The 21189-nt window shown below is 57.5% G+C and carries 18 protein-coding genes; 10 read left to right on the top strand and 8 right to left on the bottom strand.

What is annotated here, in order from left to right; translation table 11 throughout:
• The first annotated feature begins 21 nt into the window (after window positions 1–21).
• Complete coding sequence (locus AAC599_RS16355) at window positions 22–1329, top strand: adenylate/guanylate cyclase domain-containing protein (RefSeq protein WP_340151480.1); 1308 nt, start codon at window positions 22–24, stop codon at window positions 1327–1329.
• Between the two features lie 79 nt (window positions 1330–1408).
• Here AAC599_RS16355 and AAC599_RS16350 read toward each other — a convergent pair whose 3' ends face one another.
• The 3 genes from AAC599_RS16350 to AAC599_RS16340 form a co-directional block, all read right to left on the bottom strand.
• Window positions 1409–3181, bottom strand: a complete 1773-nt coding sequence (locus tag AAC599_RS16350; RefSeq protein WP_340151479.1) for a methyl-accepting chemotaxis protein — start codon at window positions 3179–3181, stop codon at window positions 1409–1411.
• Between the two features lie 18 nt (window positions 3182–3199).
• On the bottom strand, window positions 3200–3811 hold the full coding sequence (locus AAC599_RS16345) for a hypothetical protein (RefSeq protein WP_340151478.1): 612 nt from the start codon (window positions 3809–3811) through the stop codon (window positions 3200–3202).
• 252 nt (window positions 3812–4063) lie between these two features.
• On the bottom strand, window positions 4064–4792 hold the full coding sequence (locus AAC599_RS16340) for a carbonic anhydrase (RefSeq protein WP_340151477.1): 729 nt from the start codon (window positions 4790–4792) through the stop codon (window positions 4064–4066).
• Between the two features lie 151 nt (window positions 4793–4943).
• On the opposite strand from AAC599_RS16340, the gene AAC599_RS16335 reads away from it, so the two are divergent.
• Window positions 4944–5975 carry an alpha/beta hydrolase gene (locus tag AAC599_RS16335; RefSeq protein ID WP_340151476.1) on the top strand — a complete coding sequence of 344 codons (1032 nt, stop codon included), beginning with the start codon at window positions 4944–4946 and terminating at the stop codon, window positions 5973–5975.
• On the opposite strand, the gene AAC599_RS16330 is transcribed toward AAC599_RS16335, so the two are convergent.
• The gene (locus AAC599_RS16330; protein WP_340151475.1) at window positions 5976–7685 is read right to left on the bottom strand and encodes a solute carrier family 23 protein; all 1710 of its coding nucleotides are present in this window, start codon (window positions 7683–7685) and stop codon (window positions 5976–5978) included.
• Window positions 7686–7893: 208 nt separating this feature from the next.
• Here AAC599_RS16330 and AAC599_RS16325 point away from each other — a divergent pair, with 208 nt between their 5' ends.
• From AAC599_RS16325 to AAC599_RS16305, 5 genes are all read left to right on the top strand, one after another.
• Entirely contained in the window at window positions 7894–8211 is a 318-nt protein-coding gene (locus AAC599_RS16325) for a metalloregulator ArsR/SmtB family transcription factor (RefSeq protein WP_340151474.1), read from the top strand.
• A 16-nt stretch (window positions 8212–8227) separates the two neighbouring features.
• A complete protein-coding gene (locus AAC599_RS16320) occupies window positions 8228–8743 on the top strand; it encodes an arsenate reductase ArsC (protein ID WP_340151473.1) in 516 nt (171 codons plus the stop codon).
• Between the two features lie 92 nt (window positions 8744–8835).
• Window positions 8836–9876, top strand: a complete 1041-nt coding sequence (gene arsB / locus AAC599_RS16315; protein ID WP_340151594.1) for an ACR3 family arsenite efflux transporter — start codon at window positions 8836–8838, stop codon at window positions 9874–9876.
• Between the two features lie 75 nt (window positions 9877–9951).
• Window positions 9952–10518, top strand: a complete 567-nt coding sequence (locus AAC599_RS16310) for a hypothetical protein (protein WP_340151472.1) — start codon at window positions 9952–9954, stop codon at window positions 10516–10518.
• Window positions 10519–10550: 32 nt separating this feature from the next.
• Window positions 10551–11162, top strand: a complete 612-nt coding sequence (locus tag AAC599_RS16305; protein WP_340151471.1) for an NAD(P)H-dependent oxidoreductase — start codon at window positions 10551–10553, stop codon at window positions 11160–11162.
• Between the two features lie 17 nt (window positions 11163–11179).
• Here AAC599_RS16305 and AAC599_RS16300 read toward each other — a convergent pair whose 3' ends face one another.
• Complete coding sequence (locus AAC599_RS16300; protein WP_340151470.1) at window positions 11180–11947, bottom strand: glucose 1-dehydrogenase; 768 nt, start codon at window positions 11945–11947, stop codon at window positions 11180–11182.
• Between the two features lie 200 nt (window positions 11948–12147).
• Here AAC599_RS16300 and AAC599_RS16295 point away from each other — a divergent pair, with 200 nt between their 5' ends.
• Entirely contained in the window at window positions 12148–13452 is a 1305-nt protein-coding gene (locus AAC599_RS16295) for a diguanylate cyclase (RefSeq protein WP_340151469.1), read from the top strand.
• A gap of 69 nt (window positions 13453–13521) precedes the next feature.
• A complete protein-coding gene (locus AAC599_RS16290) occupies window positions 13522–14166 on the top strand; it encodes a DsbA family oxidoreductase (RefSeq protein WP_340151468.1) in 645 nt (214 codons plus the stop codon).
• Window positions 14167–14170: 4 nt separating this feature from the next.
• On the opposite strand, the gene mfd is transcribed toward AAC599_RS16290, so the two are convergent.
• Together mfd and AAC599_RS16280 are read right to left on the bottom strand one after the other, a co-directional pair.
• A complete protein-coding gene (gene mfd / locus AAC599_RS16285; RefSeq protein ID WP_340151467.1) occupies window positions 14171–17665 on the bottom strand; it encodes a transcription-repair coupling factor in 3495 nt (1164 codons plus the stop codon).
• 6 nt (window positions 17666–17671) lie between these two features.
• Entirely contained in the window at window positions 17672–17950 is a 279-nt protein-coding gene (locus AAC599_RS16280) for a succinate dehydrogenase assembly factor 2 (RefSeq protein WP_340151466.1), read from the bottom strand.
• Window positions 17951–18091: 141 nt separating this feature from the next.
• On the opposite strand from AAC599_RS16280, the gene recG reads away from it, so the two are divergent.
• Window positions 18092–20194 (top strand): ATP-dependent DNA helicase RecG, encoded by a 2103-nt coding sequence (gene recG / locus AAC599_RS16275; protein ID WP_340151465.1) that lies wholly within the window; start codon window positions 18092–18094, stop codon window positions 20192–20194.
• Here the strand turns inward: recG and AAC599_RS16270 are convergent.
• A complete protein-coding gene (locus AAC599_RS16270; RefSeq protein ID WP_340151464.1) occupies window positions 20186–20968 on the bottom strand; it encodes a DUF502 domain-containing protein in 783 nt (260 codons plus the stop codon). The genes recG and AAC599_RS16270 overlap by 9 nt on opposite strands.
• Window positions 20969–21189 lie beyond the last annotated feature (221 nt).

Raw genomic sequence — 21189 nt, 5'->3', positions numbered from 1 at the left:
TTTGACGACAGAAGGTACTCCGTGGCGAAAGATCAGCTCGACGTCGATATTGAAGAAACATTTTATGCGGCAGAGCAAGCGGGTCTCAAACTCGCCATCAAGGGCCGCCTGATTGCGCTTTTCCTGGTTGGCCTCTGGCTGATTCCAACGCGTGGTTCGGAAAGGGCGGCGGATATCATACTGGCCCTGTTCGCGCTCGCCGCATTGGGGATTTTCCATTATGTACTGATCGGAACCAAGCGGGATCGCAAATGGGTAAAGTATGTTTTTCTCAGCATCGACATCATAATCCTGTCCGTGGCGATGGCGGTCGTCTCGCCCGAGCCGAGGTTATCGCTGCCGCAGATCTACATGTTCAAGTTTGATGTCTTCAGCTACTACTATATTTTCCTTGGGATTGCGGCATTCAGTTTCTCTCCCTGGCTTGTTCTATGGGCCGGCATACTGGGCGCAACCGGCTGGATGACGGCGTTTCTGTGGGTCCGAAGCCAAATGAGCCAGCCGCTGGAATGGGGGGATGCGCTTCTGGACGGCACGCGCGAGCAGTTTGTTGGTGTCTTCCTTGACGAGAACTTCGTCGCCACCGGCAGCCGGGCTCAGGAGGCGTTTTTATATCTGGTGGTCGCGGTTCTCATTGCGGTCGTGACCCATCGCGCGCGGGAAACCTTGCGCCGGCGCTTGCTGGCCGAACGCGACGCGGCGACTGTCTCCCAGATTTTCGGTCGCTTCGTGCCGGAGGCCGTGGCCAAATCCATGATTGAGGATAAGGGCATGCTCGATCCGGTCGAACGTCAGGCAACGGTCATCTTCATCGATATCGCGGGCTTTACCAGCATGACGGAAGCCAAGGGCGCGCGTGCCACCGTCGGCATTATCAACGCCTATTTTGATGCCGTCACCGAGATTATCAGCAAACATGGCGGCGTCATTACCCAGTTCCAGGGCGATGGCATTCTGGCAGTGTTTAACGTTCCCGTCGAGAATGAGGCCCATGTGCAATGTGCCTTCGATGCGGCACTCGAGATTATCTCCAAAGTGCGTGACAGCGATTTCGTCGGTGAACGCTTTTCCGTGCGAATTGGCATCAATTCAGGCTTTGTCTTTGCCGGAAATGTGGGTGGCGGCGGCCGTCAGAGCTATACGGTCTATGGGGATACCGTGAATCTGGCGGCCCGGCTTGAGGCCCTCAACAAGGACTATGGAACGATGATACTGGTGTCCCAATCCGCAGTGGACTTGCTGCCTGATGTGCATTTAACAAAAATTGCCGATGCCGATATCAAGGGGCTGAGTGCGCCTGTCTGCGTCTACAGCCTGCCGTCTTCTTAAAAGCTCCGCCCCTATCAAAAAACGGCCCGGATTTTATGTCCGGACCGTTTGTCTGTGTGATCTGTTGCAGCGCTGCCGATCAGGCGGCACGCACTTCGGTCAGGAAGGCCTCGATATCCTGACGGAGGTTGCCTGAGAGTTCTTCAAGGCGGGTAGAGGCCGAGAGAACCTGCGAGGCGGCAGCCCCGGTCTCGCCGGTTTTGACCGATACCTCCCCGATCTTTGAGGAGACCTGCGTCGTTCCGTTGGAGGCTTCCTGCACATTCCGGGAAATCTCGTTGGTGGCGGCGCTTTGCTCCTCGATGGCCGAGGAAATGCTGACGGTGCTCTCCCGGATCGTATTGATCACGCCGTCGATATTGCCAATGGCCGATACCGCTTCATCGGTGGCCGTCTGCATATCGTTGATCTGGCTGCTGATCTCGTCCGTTGCCCGCGCCGTCTGGGTGGCCAGGCTCTTGACCTCGGAGGCAACAACAGCAAAGCCCTTGCCGGCCTCCCCTGCCCGCGCGGCCTCGATGGTGGCATTGAGGGCAAGAAGGTTGGTCTGTCCGGCGATGTCATTGATCATATTGATCACATCGCTGATCTTCTTGGCCGTTTCCGCAAGCCGTGAGACTGACTGGCTGCTGCTGGCGGCTTCGCTGACGGCGCGTTCGGAGACGTTATTCGCCTGTTGCACCTGGCGGCTGATCTCGTTGATTGACGAGGTCAGTTCTTCGGCGGCGGCGGCAACGGTCTGAACGTTGGTTGACGCTTCCTCGGAGGCCATGGCAACAGCTTCCGAGAGCTGCTGGGAGGAGTTGGCCGTATCAGTCATCGAAGTGGCGGTTTCCCTTAGCTCGTTTGTCGCCAGATTAACAGTCTCCATAACTTCCTGTACCCGCCCTTCAAAGGCCTGGATCAGGCTGGCGATTTTCTCTGCGCGTTTCTCTCTTGCGGCATTTTCCGCCTGCTCACGGGCCCGTTCATCGGCTTCACGCTTGGCTTCGCGTTCCCGATCGGCCTGTTCGCGCCGTTCCTGCTCTTCAGCGGTTCGTTTTGCTTCCTCTTCAAGGCGGATTTGCGCGATGGCGTTCTCCTTGAACACAAGAACCGCGCGGGCCATTTCGCCGATCTCGTCCTGCCGTTCGGCGCCGTCAATCTCGATATCAAGTTTACCGTGGGCAAGGTCGCTCATGCGGCCGGTCATACGACCGATTGGCGTAGCGATGCCGCGGGTCAGCAGAATTCCGCAGACAACGGAGGCGGCAACCATGGCGACCAGCGCCGTGATGATTGAAATGGTGAATTTGCTGATGGCGTCTGCTTTTTGCGCATTGGAGAGGGCCAGAACCTCGCCAATACCGACGCCGAGTTCCTGAATGATGCTGCCCATTTCAGCGATCACCGCTTCCGGCTCACCCGATACCTCGATTGCCCGCGCCTGATTGACCGTCAGATAGTTCCGCATCAGCTCGACCTGCACATTGGCGTATTTGTCTTTCCACTGCTGGTAAAACTCGGTGAAGTCCGTGACCAGCCTGGTAAAAACTTCATCGCCCGCCGACAGCTCGGAAAGCTTGTTGTGCAGCGCATCCGTCGTGCTGTTCAGCTCTTCAAATTTGGCAAGACCGGTGCGATCCCCCGACAGGAGAAAATACAGAAGGGCCTGGCGCTGTTCCAGAAAGGACTTCTGGAAATTCAGATAGGTTGCCTGCAGTTCATTTGCCGCCTGCCCATGTTCATCGGCGGTTTCAATCTCCGAGATCGAGGAAAAGGCAACGACTGCCATCGCGGCCGTCACGATCACTAGCAAGGCAAAGCTAAGGGTCAGTTTCTTTGCAATTTTAAGATTATTGAGGAATTTCATAGTATTGTTGTTCTTTCTTTATGCAGACGCTTTACGACGGCTCAACTCTGTCAGGTTATATTCAACGGTGATCGACCCGATTGGCTGCTGTTTGTCATTTGCAATCGTCATGCTGACCTGAACGCGCCAAGTCTTGGTGTCTTCGTTGAATTCGGGCTCATCCACAAAGACGGTGTTTACCCCTTTGCTGAAAGTCTCCTGAAACTTGGCTTCATCGCCCTGCCAGAAATCGGAGGTGATGGAGCTTTGCCCGACATTGAGACCATTGGCATCCATGATGAAGATTTCCGCATAAAGACCACCGGATGCCGCCTGAATCTGCGTCAGGTAGCTCGACAGCGGGCTACTCAAGGTGGCGGCAATCAAAGGTTGGTCCTGAGTTTCGCGCTCGGCGCGCCACTGTTTGTCCAGATCATCAATCGCCTGCTGATTGACTGAAATATACTTCCGATTCTGTGAACTGATTGAAATGCCGACAACGGGGTTGGCAAGCCATTGTTTCAATTCGTTGATGGCGTTCGCATCCACCAGATCCCTGGAGGGGGCGGTTTCGGACGCGGTGACGGATCCGGCAGCTATCGGTGTCAAAGACAGGAACGCCGCCAGAATAAAGATGAAATTTCTTCTCATGGTGATGAGGCCTCTCAAAGCTTTTATCAATTTAAAAAATATTCTTTACAAGCTATACGTGAGAAGCTCTGAATTTTTGGTTAATCTCTGCGGAAAATTGGGCAAATCGGCGCTTAGTATATAAATGCCTTGGTATTTCACCGTACACACAAGACACTTGTTGAAGGCAAATTTAAATATCCGGATTAGGATCATTAATTTCCGTTACTGGCCCGCTTTGCCAAGTGTGATGGCAAGTTTGGGCGCGAAAAATTACACCAATGCAATATTTCCGGTTTCCAGATCATAGACAGCGCCGACCACATCAATTTTTTTATCTGCATAATATTTATTAATGATGGGCGGAGACTGTTTTATATCGGCGACCTGCAGACGCACATTTTCTGCGATGGCGCCATTCAGCAGATTTGTCGGGTGCTTGGCTTTGGCAGCAATGACGGCAGGCTCGATTGCATCGATCAAACCGGGCAGATGACCGGGCAGTTCGGCGTTATCTTTCAGGGTGCTGATTGCAGCGCTGACAGCACCGCAATTTGTATGGCCAAGAACCATAACCAGAGGGGTGCCCAAAAATTTGACACCATACTCCAGCGAGGCCAGCAGATGAGGGCTCATGACATTTCCGGCAACCCGCATGGTAAAGAGGTCGCCCGGGTTTTGATCGAACGCCAGTTCCGGCGCGACGCGTGAATCAGCGCAGCTCAGGATGGCTGCAAACGGAAACTGGGATTTTGCGCGGGCAGCCCGGCCTGCAGAAAAATCACGTGTATTCGGCATATTTGCAGCATAACGTGCATTTCCCTCCATTAATCGCTCCAGAGCGGCGGCGGGCGTGATTGCGTTTGCTGCCGAAGGTGATTCTGCGGCAAAGGATTGTGCAAAGCTCCAGGGTGTGACGGCCGCAATGGCTCCGGCCTTGAGAAGAGTGCGGCGTGAAAGCACTATTTCCGGTAGAATGTTGTTGCATTTCTCACACATCATATTCTACTCCTCCGAGGACCGGTCTTTTTGATCACGCAGGATGGTTTCATAGAGCCGCGATCTCGTCAAGCAACTACATTGACAAAAGCTGCTTCTTCAATGTTAGGATCAAACTCATAAATCATAAGGAAAATCCGGCGGGAGAACGGACATGCCAGTCACGACCATCACCGAGAATGTCACCAGAAGTGCGAGGCATACGAATTTTTACCTGTCTGCCGGGCCGGAAGACGGTCCGCTCATGATCTTTGTGCATGGCTGGCCGGAACTTTCCTTGAGCTGGCGGCACCAGCTTCCGGTGATGGCCGGTCTCGGTTTTCATGCTGTCGCGCCGGACATGCGCGGCTATGGCCGATCAAGCATTTACGTGCGGCATGAGGATTATGCGCAGCGCGAAGTCGTCGCCGATATGATTGAGCTGCTGGATGCCCTTGGCCACGAGAAAGCGGTATGGATCGGCCACGACTGGGGTAGCCCGACGGTCTGGAATATCGCGAGCCATCATCCGGATCGCTGTCATGCCGTCGCCAATCTCTGCGTTCCCTATTATTCGCTGGAGCGGGGTCTGGATGCCTGCCTGCCGCTGATTGACCGTTCCCTCTATCCGGAGGAGAAGTTTCCGGTCGGCCAGTGGGAATATATCCGCTTTTATGAGGAAAATTTTGACAAGGCCAGCGCCGTATTTGACGCCAATCCCTATAACACGGCCAAGGCCCTGTTCCGAAAGGGTAAGGACGGCCACAGGGACAAACCCGCCCTCACCTCCCTTGTCCGCCATCACGGTGGCTGGTACGGCGGCGCGGCGGAGGCGCCGGATATCCCCCGTGACGGGGATGTGGTGAGCGAGGCGGACCTCAGGACATATGCGGCCTTCCTCAAGCGCAACGGATTTTTCGGGCCCGACTCCTATTACATGAACAACAAGGCGAATGCGGAATATGCCGCCGAGGCGCTGAATGACGGCTATCTCGACATGCCGACCCTCTTCCTGCTGGCGGAATATGACTATACCTGCGAATGTATCCGCGCGCCGCTGGCGGAGCCTATGAAGCAATATTGCCGCAACCTGACCAGCCGCAATATCGCCTGCGGGCACTGGATGGCGCAGGAAAAGCCGGCGGAGGTCAATGCCGCCCTCACCCAATGGCTGGTAACCTCAGTGCCGGAGGTCTGGCCCGGCTAGTCAGACGTTGAAACGCAGCGTAATTGTGATGTCCGGGCCGCGCGCAAAAGATTCCATGCGGTCGGGATAGGCGCCGATGAGGAAGTCCGCAAGGCCGTATGAGAAGGCCTCCTCCTCCAGGAACACACCCCGCTTGGTGCCGACATGGGGCAAGGAGAGCAGCATCCCCTGATACTCGATGCTGATGACAAAATTGAAATCGTCATAACTCATCTTCACCGTGACCGGCCCGGTTGCGAGACTGGCCCGGCGGATATGTTCCAGCACCTGCTCCGTCGTTGACTCGGCGCGCGAGGCAACAGCCGGATCAATGTTCCAGCTTCTCCCCTGCTTCTCCATGATGTCCGAAAAATCCTCGATGGAATGCTCGACCTTGTCATATCCGACGCTCGTCTTGCGGCGGCTGCCGATCCGGAAAATCAGGTGAAGTGCCAGCGCACAAAGCACCGCGATCGGCATCATGGAGCTGGTAAAGGGCTGAAATAGGGGCGGCAGGCTCTTGAAATAGTCATGAAAGACGTCCCTGCTGAGACCGAGCAGCATCGAGAAGCCGATCACATAGGTCATGCGGCTATCGATATTGTGGGACATCATGATCTGGATACCGCCGGAAATCATGAAGGCCGCGGTAAACATCAGGATGGCGCCGATCACCGAGTTCGGCAGGATCAGGAAAAAGGAGGCGATGACCGGCATCAGGGAGAAGAAAACCAGCACGCCTGCAGCAACAAAACCGATATAGCGGCTGGTCGCACCGGAGGCTTTCGAGACCCCGACAAGGCTGGGCGCGGCGTTCGTTCCCATGGTGCCAAGGGCGCCCGCCAGCATGCAGCCAAGCCCGTCGGCATACATGCCGCCCTTGATCGACTTGATATCCGGACGCCGCCAGTCATCATCGTTGATCTTCTGACAGGTCGTAATCACGCCGACGGTCCGGAGTGCCGCCGCAATGCCCGAGATCAGGAAAGCTGGTAGCAGGGAGGCATCGAAATCATAGGAAATGAAACTTGGGTCAGGAAGCGCGAGTATCGGCGCGTCTTTCAGGATCTGCCAATGTTCCGGCGGGATCAGGCCGAACACAACCGCCAGCAAAAAGCCGATAATGAGCCCGACCATCGAGCACATAAGCCGCGCGAGCCCCGAGGCCCAGATACTGAGCCCGACGGTAATGGCAAGCGTCAGCCCCGCGACAATGACGTGATTGCCGTAGTCCGGCAGGTTCCGCTCCTGGATGTCCAGTACATGATCGATCGCCACCAGCCCGAGCTGGATGCCGATGATCGAGACGATAAAGCCGCTGATGGCGGGCGGAAAGAAGATGCGCAGGCGATGCAGGTTACCGGCAATGATGATTTCCAGAAGCCCGGCAAGGATGGTCATGCCGAAGACCGCCGGGAGCCCGACCGTCTTCGCCGCCAGAACCGACGGGCCGAGATAGATGGCGGAAAAGACCGGCGCGGCGAGAAAGCCGGAGCCAATGGGACCCTTACGAAGGGCCTGAATGATCGTCGCGACGGCAACGGCAATCATCCCGAGGCTGATGGCATTGACGGAGTCGGCCTGTGACGCCCCTGCCGCCTTGAACACAATTACGATCAGGACGAGATAGGCCGCCAGCAGCCCGGCATATTGCAGGGCCAGCAATAGGAGGGTCGGTAATGGCGGGCGTTCGTCAACCGCGTAAATAATCCCTTCCGGCCGCTTCGCCATCCTGTCCCCGCTCTATTCCGAGTGATTGTTTGTTATTGAAACTACAATGAAATTTATGCCTTTTCCAGCAGTTAAGCAGGGAAAACCGGTGTCCGTAGACGGCCGTATGCTATTCTCTTTCCCCGGCAGCATTTTTAATCCTCTCCTCCGATAAAATCGGCTTGCCAGTTTTCAAAATATCGATTATTCATGATATATGGATGAAAATATGACATTACGGGCGCTTGCGGCCCTGAGCCAGAAGACACGGCTTAATGTGTTCCGGCTGCTTGTGAAGGCCGGACCGGCGGGCATGCTGTCCGGCGATATCGGGGATGCGTTGGGGGTGCGTCAGAATACCATGTCAACGAACCTCTCTATTCTCGTGAATGCGGGGTTGATCACGAATGAGCGGCAGGGCCGGACCGTGCGGTATTTTGCCGACTTCGACGCCATGCGCGGCCTCCTCTCCTTTCTGATGGCGGACTGTTGCAACGGTCGGCCGGAAATATGCGACCGCGTCTTCGAGGAAATCGATTGTTCTTGAATTCTGGATTAGGAAAATGACAGAGCCCCTTTATAACGTTCTCTTTTTATGCACCGGAAACTCGGCCCGCTCGATCCTGGCCGAGGCCATAATGAACAAGTTCGGCAAGGGCATGTTCAAGGCCTATTCGGCGGGATCCTTCCCGAAGGGAGAGGTGCATCCGGTGGCGCTTGAGCTGCTTCAGAACCTCAATTACGACACCGGCTTTGCCCGCTCCAAATCCTGGGACGAGTTTGCCGGTCCCGATGCGCCGCAGATGGATTTTGTCTTCACCGTCTGCGATAACGCGGCGAATGAAATATGCCCGATTTGGCCGGGCCGCCCGATGAGTGCCCATTGGGGCGTTTCCGATCCGGCCGAGGCAACGGGCACGAAGGCGGAAGTCATGGTCGCCTTTACGGAGGCCTACAGGATGCTGAACAACCGCATTTCGGTATTTGCGAACCTGCCGATTTCCAGTCTCGAAAAGCTTGTCCTGCAGAAGCACCTCGATGATATCGGCGCGGCGGATGATAAGGAAACGACGGAATAAATTTCGGTAACTCCCTAGAATAAAAGAGTAAAATAGTGACACAGGAACATACGGACAGGCTCTCGTCCGCCTCCGGGCCGGAAGTTGCCAAAATCGGTTTCTTCGAAAAATGGCTTTCCCTCTGGGTGGCGCTTTGTATTCTCGCGGGCATTCTGCTCGGGAATCTGCTCCCCGGTATTTTCGAGGTTATCGCCTCCTTCGAATATGCGTCGGTCAATCTCGTTGTCGCGGTGCTGATCTGGGCGATGGTCTATCCGATGATGGTCAGTGTCGATTTCGCAAGTCTCTCCCATATCGGTGACCGGCCCAAGGGGCTGATCCTGACCGTCATAGTAAACTGGCTGATCAAGCCCTTCACAATGGCCGCGCTCGGGGTGCTGTTCTTCGAGTATGTCTTTGCCGACCTGATCGCCCCTGAGGATGCGGAGGCGTATATTGCCGGGCTTATCCTGCTGGGCGCTGCCCCCTGTACGGCCATGGTCTTTGTCTGGTCGCAGCTGACGCGGAGCGATGCCGCCTATACCCTCGTGCAGGTGTCGGTGAATGACGTGATCATGATTTTCGCCTTTGCGCCGATTGTTGTCCTGCTACTTGGGGTAACGGATATCGTTGTCCCGTGGCAGACATTGCTGCTCTCCGTTGGCCTCTATGTGGTTGTGCCGCTGATCGCCGGAGCGATCACGCGCCATCTGCTGATCTCGCGGAGCCGGGCGGAGGCTGGCGATGCACCGGTCGAGGCGTTTACGGCGAAAGTCAAACCCTTCTCGGTGATCGGCCTGCTGGTGACCGTCATCCTGCTGTTCGGCTTTCAGGGTCAGGTCATTCTCGACAGGCCCTTATTGATCGTTCTGATTGCCATACCGCTGATCCTGCAATCCTACGGCATTTTCGCCCTCGCCTACGGGGCGGCCTGGGCCTGGCGTGTCCCCTACAAGGTGGCGGCGCCCTGCGCCCTGATCGGCACATCGAATTTCTTCGAGCTTGCGGTGGCCGTTGCCATCAGCCTGTTCGGTCTTAACTCCGGCGCCGCGCTTGCGACCGTTGTCGGGGTTCTGGTGGAAGTGCCGGTCATGCTCTCTCTCGTTGCCTTCGCCAACCGGACGCAGCATTTCTTTCCCAAGGAAACAGAATGAGTTAGCGCGGACATTTACGTCGCGTGACCCAACAACTGTCTTGTATCTTTGGGCAAATGCTGCATATTCGGACGCATGAAAGATACCGTTGCCAGGCCCTCGAAGCAGGTTTTTATCAAGTTCTTCCTTCTGCTTGCGTTGCTCGGCGGATATTTTGCCTATCTCAGCTATGAATTCGATTTGCTCACGGGCGGCGTGTCGGCGCTGCTGACGTGGAGCTTCTTCGTCCTTTGCACGCCGATTGCGGACGCGGGCTTTCTTCTTGATTTTCCGCTCAGGCTGCTGTTCGGCATTCGCATGATCCTGTCGGAAGTGGCGGTCTGGACCATTGCCATTCTGGTCAATATCTTCTCCCTCAGCTATGCGACGTCCTATTACGACACCACGCTGATCACGAAGTTACTGAGGCAGATCATTATCACGCCCTATCCTTACTGGGGAGTGATCGTGCTGTCGGGTATCGGCACATTTCTTTCCATTCGTTTTGGAGACGAGCTGATGGATGTTATTCATCATCGCGACCGGCAATTTTTCCATTCCCATCATTTCAAACATGAACTGATTCTGGTCGTTTTCTTTTTCGTCGCCATCTTCGGCTATTATGAGCTGATCAAGTCACTGGATATAGCCGGAAGCTTTTAGCCGGAAACAACAAGAAAAGGATACATTAGAGTATGTCGGAACTGAAAATCGGGATCATTGTCGGAAGCATCCGTGAAAAATCTGAATCAGGAAGAATTGGTCATTATATCAAAGGATTATTGGAAGAATTTGATAGTCCGGTGTCGGTTGAGTATTTCGCGCTTCGTGATCTTGAAGTGCCGCTCTGGCATGAAGGGAAATGGAAAAGCGGCAGTGATATCAAGGCCTTCTGGAAGCCGATTTCCGACCGTCTGAAAGCCTGCGACGGATTTGTGGTTATCTGTCCCGAATGGGCGGGCATGGCACCGCCGCATCTCAAAAACTTCCTGCTCATGTGCGATGGCGGGGAGCTCGCTCACAAGCCTGCCCAGATCGTCGCGATCAGCTCCGGCACCGGCGGCGCCTATCCGGTGGCCGAACTCCGGATGAGCGGCTACAAGAACAATTTCCTCTGGTGGATGCCCGACCATATGATCCTGCGGCAGGTCGAAACTCTGTTCACCAGCGATCCGGCCACCGAGCTTGACGGTATCCTGACGGCTCGTCTCGTCTATGGCCTGACCTTCCTGGTGGAGACCGCCCGGGCAATGGCACCGGTGCGCCAGAAGCACCAGAACCTCAAACTTTATAAAAACGGTATGTAGTCCCGAGAGCGCCGGGATCAGAACCCCTGCGCCGTCATGCCGTCATCGACTTCCAGCGATGCGCCCGTCATGAAGTCCGATCCGGACCCGGCGAGCAGCAGCAGCGCCCCGTCGAGCTTGTCCGGCGTTCCGACCCGGCGACCCGGCAGTTTTGAGATGAGGCGCTTGCCCGGCTCCGTCTCCCAATAGTCGCTGTTCAGTTCCGTCACGATATAGCCGGGATTGATGCAGTTCACCTGAATATTGTAGCGGCCCCATTCATCGGCGAGGGCATGGGTCATATGCTCGACCGCGGCCTTCGACATGCAGTAGGTGACGCTCTGCTTCAGGACCCGCTTGGCGGCGACGGAGGCGATATTGATGATCTTGCCGCCCTGTCCATGGCGGATCATGCTCTGGCCGACGGCCTGGGCAACGAAGAATGCGCCCTTCCCGTTGGTGTCCATGACATAGTCGAAATCCTCTTCCGTGACCTTCTCGGCGCGGCACTGGGCACTGACACCGGAATTATTGACGAGGATATTGACCGGCCCCATTTCGGTCTCTGCGGCGCTTAAGGCCTCATGGATGCTGCTGACATCCGTGACGTCCATCCGCACCGGCAGGGCGCGCCCGTCGAATGCCGCGATCTCTTTTGCCAGTGCTTCCAGCTTTTCCGTCCGTCGCGCCGCCAGTGTGACTTTCGCGCCCGCCCGCGCCAGGGTCAGGGCGAATTGCCAGCCCAGCCCGGAAGAGGCGCCGGTGACCAGCGCATGCTTGCCTTCGAGATTATGGGGCGACGTCATGTAATTTCTCCTGCTTCGAATTTGTTGTTCTTGTCTCTGAAGGACTTACATGATTTCCGCTCCTTTCGTCAAAAGCAAGGATGCATTTCACCTCCCTGCCCTCCGGAATTGACGCCGCAGGCCGGATGCGCGGAAAACTCACATATTTTTAAGGATTTTTATTTAAAACAGGAGGTATTGACGATGGGAGACCTTGTAGAATGCGTTATGCCGCCAATCTTCTGGTTGTCTCGGACAGCCCGGCCAACACCATAGAACCCTGCCTTGCCGAGGCGGGTTATCGCTGTACGCGCCTCTCGTTTCTCGCCATATTCGAGCAGGATTTCGGAGATCAGTCGTTTGATCTTATCCTGATTGACGGCGAAAACAATTTCGCCAATGTCAATGTAAAGGACATTGCGAAGATGGCCGCGGCCAACAACTTTCCGACATTGGTGGTGGGACCGGCCGATCTTAAATGCCGTATCCAGACCATTTCTCCGGGCTATTGCGATCTTGAACTGCTCGGCCGTGTTCGTGCCCTCGTCCGGCTGGAGACCATGGAGCAGGAGCTTGTCCGGCGGATCAGCACGACGGAGACCTACGGGGTTGATATTACCGGCGTCACCTCGCCGGAGCCGGATATCGGGGAAGCCAATATCCTCATCGTCGGCAACAAGACGGTCGTGCTCGGGAATATTCTCCTTCGTCTGGACACCCGGACGAACATCCATATCTGCAAGAACCCGGACATGGCGCTCGATGATCTCCGGACCAGGCGTTTTGATGCGGTGATCCTTTCCGGTGTCGGCCATGGCGACAGCAACCTGCGCCTTTGCTATGACATCCGCTCTGACACGAAGCTCTATAACCTGCCGGTGCTGATGGTTCTCGAAAACTCCGAGAATCGCCGTGCTGCCTATGTGCATGGCGTTTCCGACATCATCCTGCATGAGACGGAGATGGACGCGCTGGTCAATCGCGCCGGTCTGCAGATACAGCAGCATCGCTACCGCTTCGCCATCCAGAAACTGTTCCGCATCGCCAAGCCGCATCCGGTGGCCGACGGCCCGACCGATCTTTATTCCAGCGGCTTCATGCGTGCGCATCTGCCAACGATGTTTGCCGAGCATGCGGCGCAGCAAAAGGTGATGACCGTCGCCTCGCTTAAAATCGCGAACTTCGATGAGATCACCCGCGATTATGGCTATCCATCCGGGGACCAGCTTCTCCGGCAGGTCGGCTCGGCGCTCTCCAGCCTGGTGCGGGGAGAGGATTTCTGCTGCCATTACAACACCGGCCATTTCGTGATCGCCCTGCCTGGCACCCGCCGTCAGGAAGCGCTCATCGCCCTCAAAAGAGTGGAAGGGGTTCTCAAGAATACGGACTTCGCGTTACCGTCCACGGACATGCCGGTCCGCATCGAGGCCATGATCGGCATGGCGGAAGTCGGCGCCGGTGACAGCATCGAAGAGGTTGTCGAGCGCAGCGTTACGCTTACCGGTGAGGATGAGAAAGCGGCCTGAGCCCGCCAGCCAGACCGATCGTTCCAGTATTTTCTTGTCCCCCGCCCTGGCGGACCCTATATTCGGGATATGAAAATAGATATTGTCTCCGATACCGTTTGTCCCTGGTGCTTCATCGGCAAGCGGAAACTAGAGGAAGCGCTGGCCGCCCGGCCGGATCTCGATGTCGACATTACTTGGCATCCATTTCAGCTTCATCCCGACATGCCCGAAGGGGGCGCCGACCGCAAGCAGTTCATGGCGCAGAAATTCGGCAGCCTGGAACGCGCGAAAGAGCTTTATGAAAATGTAAGGAATGCCGGGAAAGCCGTTGATATTCCATTTGAATTTGGAAAGATAGAGCGCTCTCCCAACACGCTGGATTCCCACCGGCTGTTGCGTTGGGCCGATTCCGCAGGCTGTCAGGATGCGATGGTTGAAATCCTGTTCCGACGGTTTTTCCTGGATGGTGAAGATATCGGCGATCGGGCTGTGCTGCTGGCCGCTGCTAAAGAGGCGGGCATGGATACGGATCTGGTGGCGGACCTGTTCGACAAGGACGCGGACCGTGATCTCGTCAGTCAGGAAGATATGCGCGCCCGGCAGATGGGCATCTCCGGCGTGCCGTTCTTTATCCTGAACAATAAATATGCCCTCTCCGGGGCACAGGATGCCGCCGCCTTTCTGGCGGCCTTCGACAAGATCGAGGCCGACGAGGCTCAGGCGCCGGAATAGGCGATCACGCGGCGCGAGCGATCTTGGCCAGGTTCTGCGCGAGCCAGAGCACCCCTTTCAGGCGATCTTCCGGATGTTCCCAGCTGCGGCTGTGCACCAGCTTATGGTCTCCCCTCAGCTTGGTTGAGCCCGGCGCGCGGGAAATGAACTCTACCAGCCCGCCCGGATTGTCGAACTTGTTGTCCCGGAAACTCAGCACCGCCCCTTTCGGCCCGGCCTCGATTTTCTCGATATTGGCCTGACGGCAGAAATATTTGATCGTCATCACCTCGACCAGATGGGAGACTTCGTCCGGGAGCGGTCCGAACCGGTCCACAAGCTCGACGGCGAAGGCATTGATCTCTTCGGCGGTTTCCTGCGCGGCAATCCGCCGGTAAAGCTCCATCCGGAGGGAGAGGTCCGCAACATAATGCTCCGGGATCAGGACGGAGGTGCCGATATTAATGCTCGGTGACCATTTGTCTTCCGCTTCCCCTGCCTGGCCCAGCTCCATCTCGCGGGCATTGGCGACGGCCTCTTCCAGCATCTCCTGATACAGCTCGAACCCGACTTCCTTGATATGGCCCGACTGTTCGTCGCCCAGCAGGTTGCCGGCACCGCGGATATCGAGGTCATGGCTCGCCAGTGTGAACCCGGCGCCAAGCGTGTCGAGCGATTGCAGGACCCTGAGGCGCTTCTCCGCCGCGTCCGTCAGCCGCTTGCGTGGCGGCAGCGTCAGATAGGCATAGGCCCGCGTTTTGGAGCGGCCGATGCGTCCCCTGATCTGATAGAGTTGCGCGAGGCCGAACATATCCGCGCGATAGGTAATGAGCGTATTGGCGGACGGAATATCCAGGCCGGATTCGACGATATTCGTCGCCACCAGCACGTCATAGGCGCCGTCATAGAAGGCGTTCATCACGCTATCGAGTTCTTTCGCCGGAAGCTGGCCATGGGCGGTGACATATTTCACCTCGGGCACATGATCGCGGAGGAAGTCTCCAACCGACGGCAGATCGGAGAGCCGCGGGCAGACGATAAAGCTCTGGCCGCCGCGGTAATGTTCGCGCAGCAGGGCCTCGCGCAACACCACCGGATCGAAGGGCAGCACGAAAGTACGGATGGCGAGCCGGTCGACCGGCGGCGTCGCGATGATCGAGAGATCGCGAATGCCGGTCATGGCGAGTTGCAGGGTTCTCGGGATCGGCGTTGCCGTCAGGGTCAGCACATGCACGTCCGAGCGGAGTTCCTTGAGCCGCTCCTTATGCGCGACCCCGAAATGCTGTTCCTCATCGACGATGACGAGCCCCAGGTCCTTGAACTTGACGGACTTCGCCAGCAGCGCATGGGTGCCGATCACGATATCCACTTTGCCGTCGGCAAGGTCAGCTTTCGCCTGATTGGCTTCCTTTGTCGTGACCATCCTTGAGAGCTGGGCAATCTTGACCGGCAGATCGGCGAAGCGGGCCTTGAATCCCTTGAAATGCTGCCGCGCCAGCAGGGTCGTTGGCGTGACGATGGCCACCTGCTGCCCGGCCATGGCGGCGGTGAAGGCCGCCCGGAGCGCAACTTCCGTCTTGCCGAACCCGACATCGCCGCAGATCAGGCGGTCCATGGGCCGCCCGCTCGACATATCGGCGAGCGTATCCTCGATTGCCTTCTGCTGATCCTCCGTTTCCTCGAAGGGGAATCCGGCACAGAATTCGGCATAGAGCCCGTCCGGCGGCGCGAGGCGTTCGGCCTTTCGGAGCTGACGCGCGGCGGCAATCTTGATCAGCTGGTCGGCCATTTCCATGACCCGCTTTTTCAGCTTCGCCTTGCGCGCCTGCCAGCCGGAACCGCCGAGCTTATCGAGAACCGCCGTCATGTCGCTGCCGCCATAGCGCGACAGCATCTCGATATTCTCGACCGGCAGGTAAATCTTGTCCCCGCCCGCATAGAGCAGGGTCACGCAGTCATGGGGCGCGCCGGAAATCTCGATGGTCGTGAGGCCTTCATACTGGGCGATACCATGATCGACATGCACCACATAGTCACCGGGCGAGAGCTGCGAGGCTTCGGCGATGAAATTCTCACTGCGTTTGGAGGATTTGCGCGGCCGGACCAGCCGGTCCCCGAGCACATCCTGCTCGCCGATGATGACGAAATCCGGCGTCTCGAACCCTTTTTCGAGCGGCAGTACGGCGAGATTGGGAATATTGCTGCCGCCTGCATCCTCGAAATGATCAATCTCGCGTGTCGGTTCAATCCCGTGATCGGCCAGCACCGTTTTGTTTCGTGTTCTTGATCCATTGGTGAAATAACTGAGGATAACCGTCCTGTTTTCCTTCAATTTTTCGATGACGTGACTTTTCAGATAATCATAGATATTGGCCTCGTGACGGGCCCGTTCAGGGGCAAAATCCCGTCCTGCATGACCGTCCGCATCGATGATATGCGCCCCCTCTGCCCCGCTTTTGAAGGGGGAGAACTGACCGGCGGCGCGGCTTGCGATAGCGGCTTGCCATTCTTCGGGGTCGAGGTAAAGCTGTTGTGGTGGCAGCGGGTTGTAATCCGCATTGCCCGCCGGGGCCGCCTCGCGGCGGCTCTCGTAGTAATCAATCACGGTTTCATGGCGCGCGGTCAGCGCCTCCTCGATCATATGATCGAGGAACAGGTCTGCCTCCGGGAGATAATCGAAAAGCGTCGCCATTTGTTCATGAAAGAGCGGCAGCCAATGTTCCATCCCCGCATGGCGGCGTTTCTCGCTGACCGCCTCATACAGCGGGTCATCCTGAGTGACGGCGCCGAAGGCGGCGCGGTAACCGGTACGAAATAAAGGCACAGAGGTATCGTTCAGCAGGAATTCCGACGCCGCCGTGAATTCCAGCTTTTCAATCTTGCCGGTCGAGCGCTGGCTGAGCGCGTCAAACTCGCGAATACCGTCTACCTTGTCGCCGAACAGATCAAGGCGGACCGGATTGGCCGCGCCCGGCGGGAAGATGTCGATCAGGCCGCCGCGCACGGCAAATTCGCCGGGCTCCATGACAGTCCCGATGCGCGAAAAGCCGTTGGCCACCAGATAGGCCGTGAGGTCCTGTCCATTGATCTGGTCCCCCACCCGGATATTGAGGCGGCTGTTCGTCACCATCTCGATTGGCGGGACCCGCTGCGTCGCGGCATTGAGAGTGGTCAGGAAGATACGCGGTTGCGTCGCCCTGTCGGTCATCCGGCCGAGGCTCGTCATCCGATGGGCGACAATTTCTGGGTTCGGCGAGACGCGGTCATATGGCAGGCAGTCCCAGGCGGGAAAGCTGATCACCTCGATATCGGGATTGAAGAAGGCAAGCGCCGCCTCGCTCGCGGCCATACGAATGTCATCGCGTAGCACATAGAGGATATCGCGCTCCGAATTGCGGGCAAGCGCGCCGAGCAGACAGGCGTCGTAGCCCTCCGGCACTGCTTCAATTCGAAAGGAATGATCCGCCTTGGCAAGCGCCGAAATCCGGGAGCACAGGCGAGAGATCGTTGTATCACTCATCCAGACTTAAACTCTGCTGCGTTGCTCGAACTTGCTGAATTCCTGAAGCAGGGTCATGACATCGCTCTGATAGTCCTCCGGCACCTCTTCCCGCCCGACGGCCCAGACATAGATGTTCGGGTCCCCGGCTTCCAGCAGGGCCTCGTAGCTATCGAGCTGGTCGCTCGTAAATCCGCTGACATATTTATTGGCGAATCCGCCGAGCAGCAGGTCGGTCTCCTTCATGCCGGTATAGCGGGAACGATGGATAAGCCGTTTGCGGCGGATGGTGATATCTTCGGTCATGATCGCAAGCTCTTTTCTGGTTAGGTTGGATATAGCCTGTCTCACCCGCGATGTCAGCAGTAACTGTCGGGAAAAGCCATTTTACCTCTCTCGAACATTGACCTTGGGCCCCCGGAGAGATCACAATACCGAAAATCAATCGTGAGGAATGCGGTGCGCCCGGAAATCCTGTTTCAACTATTCTCTCCCGTCAGCAAGCTCAAGGGCATCGGGCCGCGTCTGACGGCCCTGATCGAGAAGCTGGCCGGGCCGAATATCATCGATCTGGCCTGGCATCTGCCGACGGGGCTGGTGATCCGGCATCAGATCAGCGAACTGACGCCGGAGTTCGTCGACCGGAATGTCGTTGTCGCGCTGCATATTGATCATCATCTGCCGTCGAGGAACCGGCGGGCGCCTTACAAGATCCAGTGCGAGGTCGGGGTGCAGAGCCTCACCCTCACCTTCTTCAATGGCCGCGAAGCCTATCTCCGCCAGCAGCTTCCCGAGGGCAGCGACCGGCTGGTCAGTGGCAAGCTGGAAGAATATGGCGGCACGTACCAGATAACCCATCCCGACTATATCACGACGCGAGAGACAGCCGCCGATATTCCGCTGTCCGAGCCGGTGTATCCGCTGACCGCCGGCCTTACCAACCAGACCTTTATCAAGGCGGCGCGCCAGTTCCTGCCGATGCTGCCCGATCTTCCGGAATGGCAGGACGCGAGCCTGCTCTCGCGGGAGGGGTGGGCCGGTTGGCGGGAGAGCCTTCTTGCGGCCCATGCCCCGACGGAGGAAGCGGATTTCAGCCGCGATGCACCGGCGCGGGCGCGCCTTGCCTATGACGAATTGCTGGCGAACCAACTCGCGCTGGAACTGGTCCGCCGCAGCATGAAGCGAAAGCCCGGCCGGTCCCTCGTTGGCACCGGAAAAATCCGCGAGAAAATCCTGCGCGCGGTGCCCTTCAGCCTGACCGGCGCCCAGAATGCCGCGCTGTCGGAGATCGAGGCCGATATGGCCGGTGCTCACCGCATGCTTCGCCTGCTGCAGGGCGATGTCGGTAGTGGGAAGACGGTAGTGGCCCTGCTGGCCATGGCGACGGCGGTGGAGGCCGGAGCACAGGCGACGATCATGGCGCCGACGGAAATCCTGGCCCATCAGCACTTCAATGCCATCGAACCGCTGGCAACCGAAGCGGGCCTCACTTGCCTGCTGATCACGGGTCGCCTGAAAGGCAAGAAACGCGCGGAGACATTGGAGGCGCTCGCGAGCGGAGAGGTCGATCTGGTTGTCGGTACCCACGCCCTCTTTCAGGAGGATGTGAAATTTCACGACCTCGGTCTCGCCATTATCGATGAGCAGCACCGCTTCGGCGTACATCAGCGCCTCGCCCTGAGCGCCAAGGGGCGCGATGGCAAGGGCGGTGTCGATGTGCTGGTGATGACGGCAACGCCGATCCCGCGCACGCTCGCTCTCACCGCCTATGGCGATATGGATGTCTCGATCATCGCCGAGAAGCCGCCGGGGCGCAAACCCGTTGATACCCGCGCCATCGATCTGGAACGGCTGGATGCGGTGGCCGACGGTCTCGGGCGCAAGCTGGCGGCGGGAGAGCGGATTTACTGGGTCTGCCCGCTGGTCGAGGAATCGCAGGTTCTCGATGTCGCGGCGGCGGAGGAACGCTTTACCCATCTCAAGACGCTCTACGGCGACCAGGTCGGGCTGATCCATGGCCGCCTGAAAGCGGAGGAGAAGGACGCCACCATGCGGCGCTTCATGTCCGGGGAGATCAGCATCCTTGTGGCCACGACGGTCATTGAGGTCGGCGTCGATGTGCCCGAAGCGACCGTCATGATCATTGAGCATGCGGAGCGTTTCGGCCTTGCCCAGTTGCATCAGCTGCGCGGGCGGGTCGGTCGCGGCGGCCTCCCGGGCACCTGCCTGCTGCTCTACGCCCCCCCGCTCGGTGAGACGCAGAAGGCGAGGCTGGCAATCCTGCGGGAGACGGAGGACGGATTCCGGATCGCCGAGGAGGATTTACGCCTGCGCGGCGCGGGGGAAATCCTGGGGACAAGGCAAAGCGGCCTGCCCGAGTTTCGCATTGCCGATCTGCATGATCATTCCCGCCTGCTCGCCATCGCCCGCGATGACGCCCGGCTTGTGCTGGAAAAGGACGAAAAGCTAACGGGAAAGCGTGGAAAAGCGCTAAAAACCCTGCTGTATCTTTTTGAACGGGATAGCGCTATCCGGTATCTGTCAGGCTGACGGGGTTTCTGTTTCCTTGTCCGTCTCTTTGTCTGTTTCCGGCGGGGGCAGTTTCTTCTTCTCGGGGGTGTCGCCATTTTCCTTTGGCGGCTCCGGCCAGATCATCCCGGCGGAAATGACGAGCTTGACCCCCTCTTCCACCGTCATGTCGAGATAGGTGAGATCGCTTTTTGGCACGAACAGCAGAAAGCCCGATGTCGGATTGGGTGTCGTCGGCAGGAAAATGCTGATCATGTCCTCTTCCTGCTGGGCGTTGACCTCTCCTTTGGCGGTGCTGGTGACGAAGGCCAGCGCCCAGACGCCTTTTCGGGGATATTCCAGCAGCACAACCTCGCGAAAGGAGGTGCTCGATTGTGCCAGCACCGTCTCCATGATCTGTTTGAGCGCATGATAGATGGTGCGGACCACGGGCATGCGCCCGACGATCCTCTCCCCGAGCACCAGCAGCGACCGGCCCAGATAGTTGGCGGTCAGGAAGCCGATCAGGATCAGGGCGAAGGCTGCAATGATGACACCAAGGCCCGGGATACCGAAAGGCAGATAGGTTTCCGGGTTGTAGCGCGCCGGAATCAGCGGGGTGATATTGGCATCGACGAAGGAGACGAAGACATAGGTCAGATAGATCGTGATGGCGATCGGCGCGGTGACGACGATACCGGTCAGGAAGTAGGTTCTAAGGCGCGCCAGCGGCCGCGGTTTTACCGGAGGCTCCACCAGAATGGTTTTTCGCTCGGCCTCGTCGGAATTTTCCGTGTCGCTCGATTTTTTGAACATCTCGACTATTATTTCTAAAACAACATTAAAATTATTGACTTAACAACTGTCTCCGGTGGTTTGCGTAGCTTATCACGAAGGTAAATATCTGTCCTAAGAAATTTGAGACAGTCCGCCATAGGCTTCTCTCCTGTAAACCGACTATTAAGACAAAGGGCGTAGACTGTTCGGGAAAAAGGGATGCCGTTTTGTGGTGCATCCGCAAATGAAGGCTGAGCTGC

It is taken from the genome of uncultured Sneathiella sp., assembly GCF_963976355.1.
Lineage (GTDB): Bacteria > Pseudomonadota > Alphaproteobacteria > Sneathiellales > Sneathiellaceae > Sneathiella.
The sequence above is the reverse complement of the archived record's forward strand: the minus strand, read 5'-3'. Positions and strand labels throughout refer to the sequence as shown.

Bases quoted from the DNA above. Each gene is read 5' to 3' on its own strand.
- AAC599_RS16325 (WP_340151474.1), top strand. From the start codon at position 7,894: ATGACATTACGGGCGCTTGCGGCCCTGAGCCAGAAGACACGGCTTAAT.
- AAC599_RS16300 (WP_340151470.1), bottom strand. From the start codon at position 11,947: ATGACGTCGCCCCATAATCTCGAAGGCAAGCATGCGCTGGTCACCGGC.
- AAC599_RS16305 (WP_340151471.1), top strand. From the start codon at position 10,551: ATGTCGGAACTGAAAATCGGGATCATTGTCGGAAGCATCCGTGAAAAA.
- AAC599_RS16290 (WP_340151468.1), top strand. From the start codon at position 13,522: ATGAAAATAGATATTGTCTCCGATACCGTTTGTCCCTGGTGCTTCATC.
- AAC599_RS16270 (WP_340151464.1), bottom strand. From the start codon at position 20,968: ATGTTCAAAAAATCGAGCGACACGGAAAATTCCGACGAGGCCGAGCGA.
- AAC599_RS16310 (WP_340151472.1), top strand. From the start codon at position 9,952: ATGAAAGATACCGTTGCCAGGCCCTCGAAGCAGGTTTTTATCAAGTTC.
- AAC599_RS16340 (WP_340151477.1), bottom strand. From the start codon at position 4,792: ATGATGTGTGAGAAATGCAACAACATTCTACCGGAAATAGTGCTTTCA.
- AAC599_RS16350 (WP_340151479.1), bottom strand. From the start codon at position 3,181: ATGAAATTCCTCAATAATCTTAAAATTGCAAAGAAACTGACCCTTAGC.
- AAC599_RS16280 (WP_340151466.1), bottom strand. From the start codon at position 17,950: ATGACCGAAGATATCACCATCCGCCGCAAACGGCTTATCCATCGTTCC.
- AAC599_RS16330 (WP_340151475.1), bottom strand. From the start codon at position 7,685: ATGGCGAAGCGGCCGGAAGGGATTATTTACGCGGTTGACGAACGCCCG.
- mfd (WP_340151467.1), bottom strand. From the start codon at position 17,665: ATGAGTGATACAACGATCTCTCGCCTGTGCTCCCGGATTTCGGCGCTT.
- AAC599_RS16320 (WP_340151473.1), top strand. From the start codon at position 8,228: ATGACAGAGCCCCTTTATAACGTTCTCTTTTTATGCACCGGAAACTCG.
- AAC599_RS16295 (WP_340151469.1), top strand. From the start codon at position 12,148: ATGCGTTATGCCGCCAATCTTCTGGTTGTCTCGGACAGCCCGGCCAAC.
- AAC599_RS16345 (WP_340151478.1), bottom strand. From the start codon at position 3,811: ATGAGAAGAAATTTCATCTTTATTCTGGCGGCGTTCCTGTCTTTGACA.
- AAC599_RS16335 (WP_340151476.1), top strand. From the start codon at position 4,944: ATGCCAGTCACGACCATCACCGAGAATGTCACCAGAAGTGCGAGGCAT.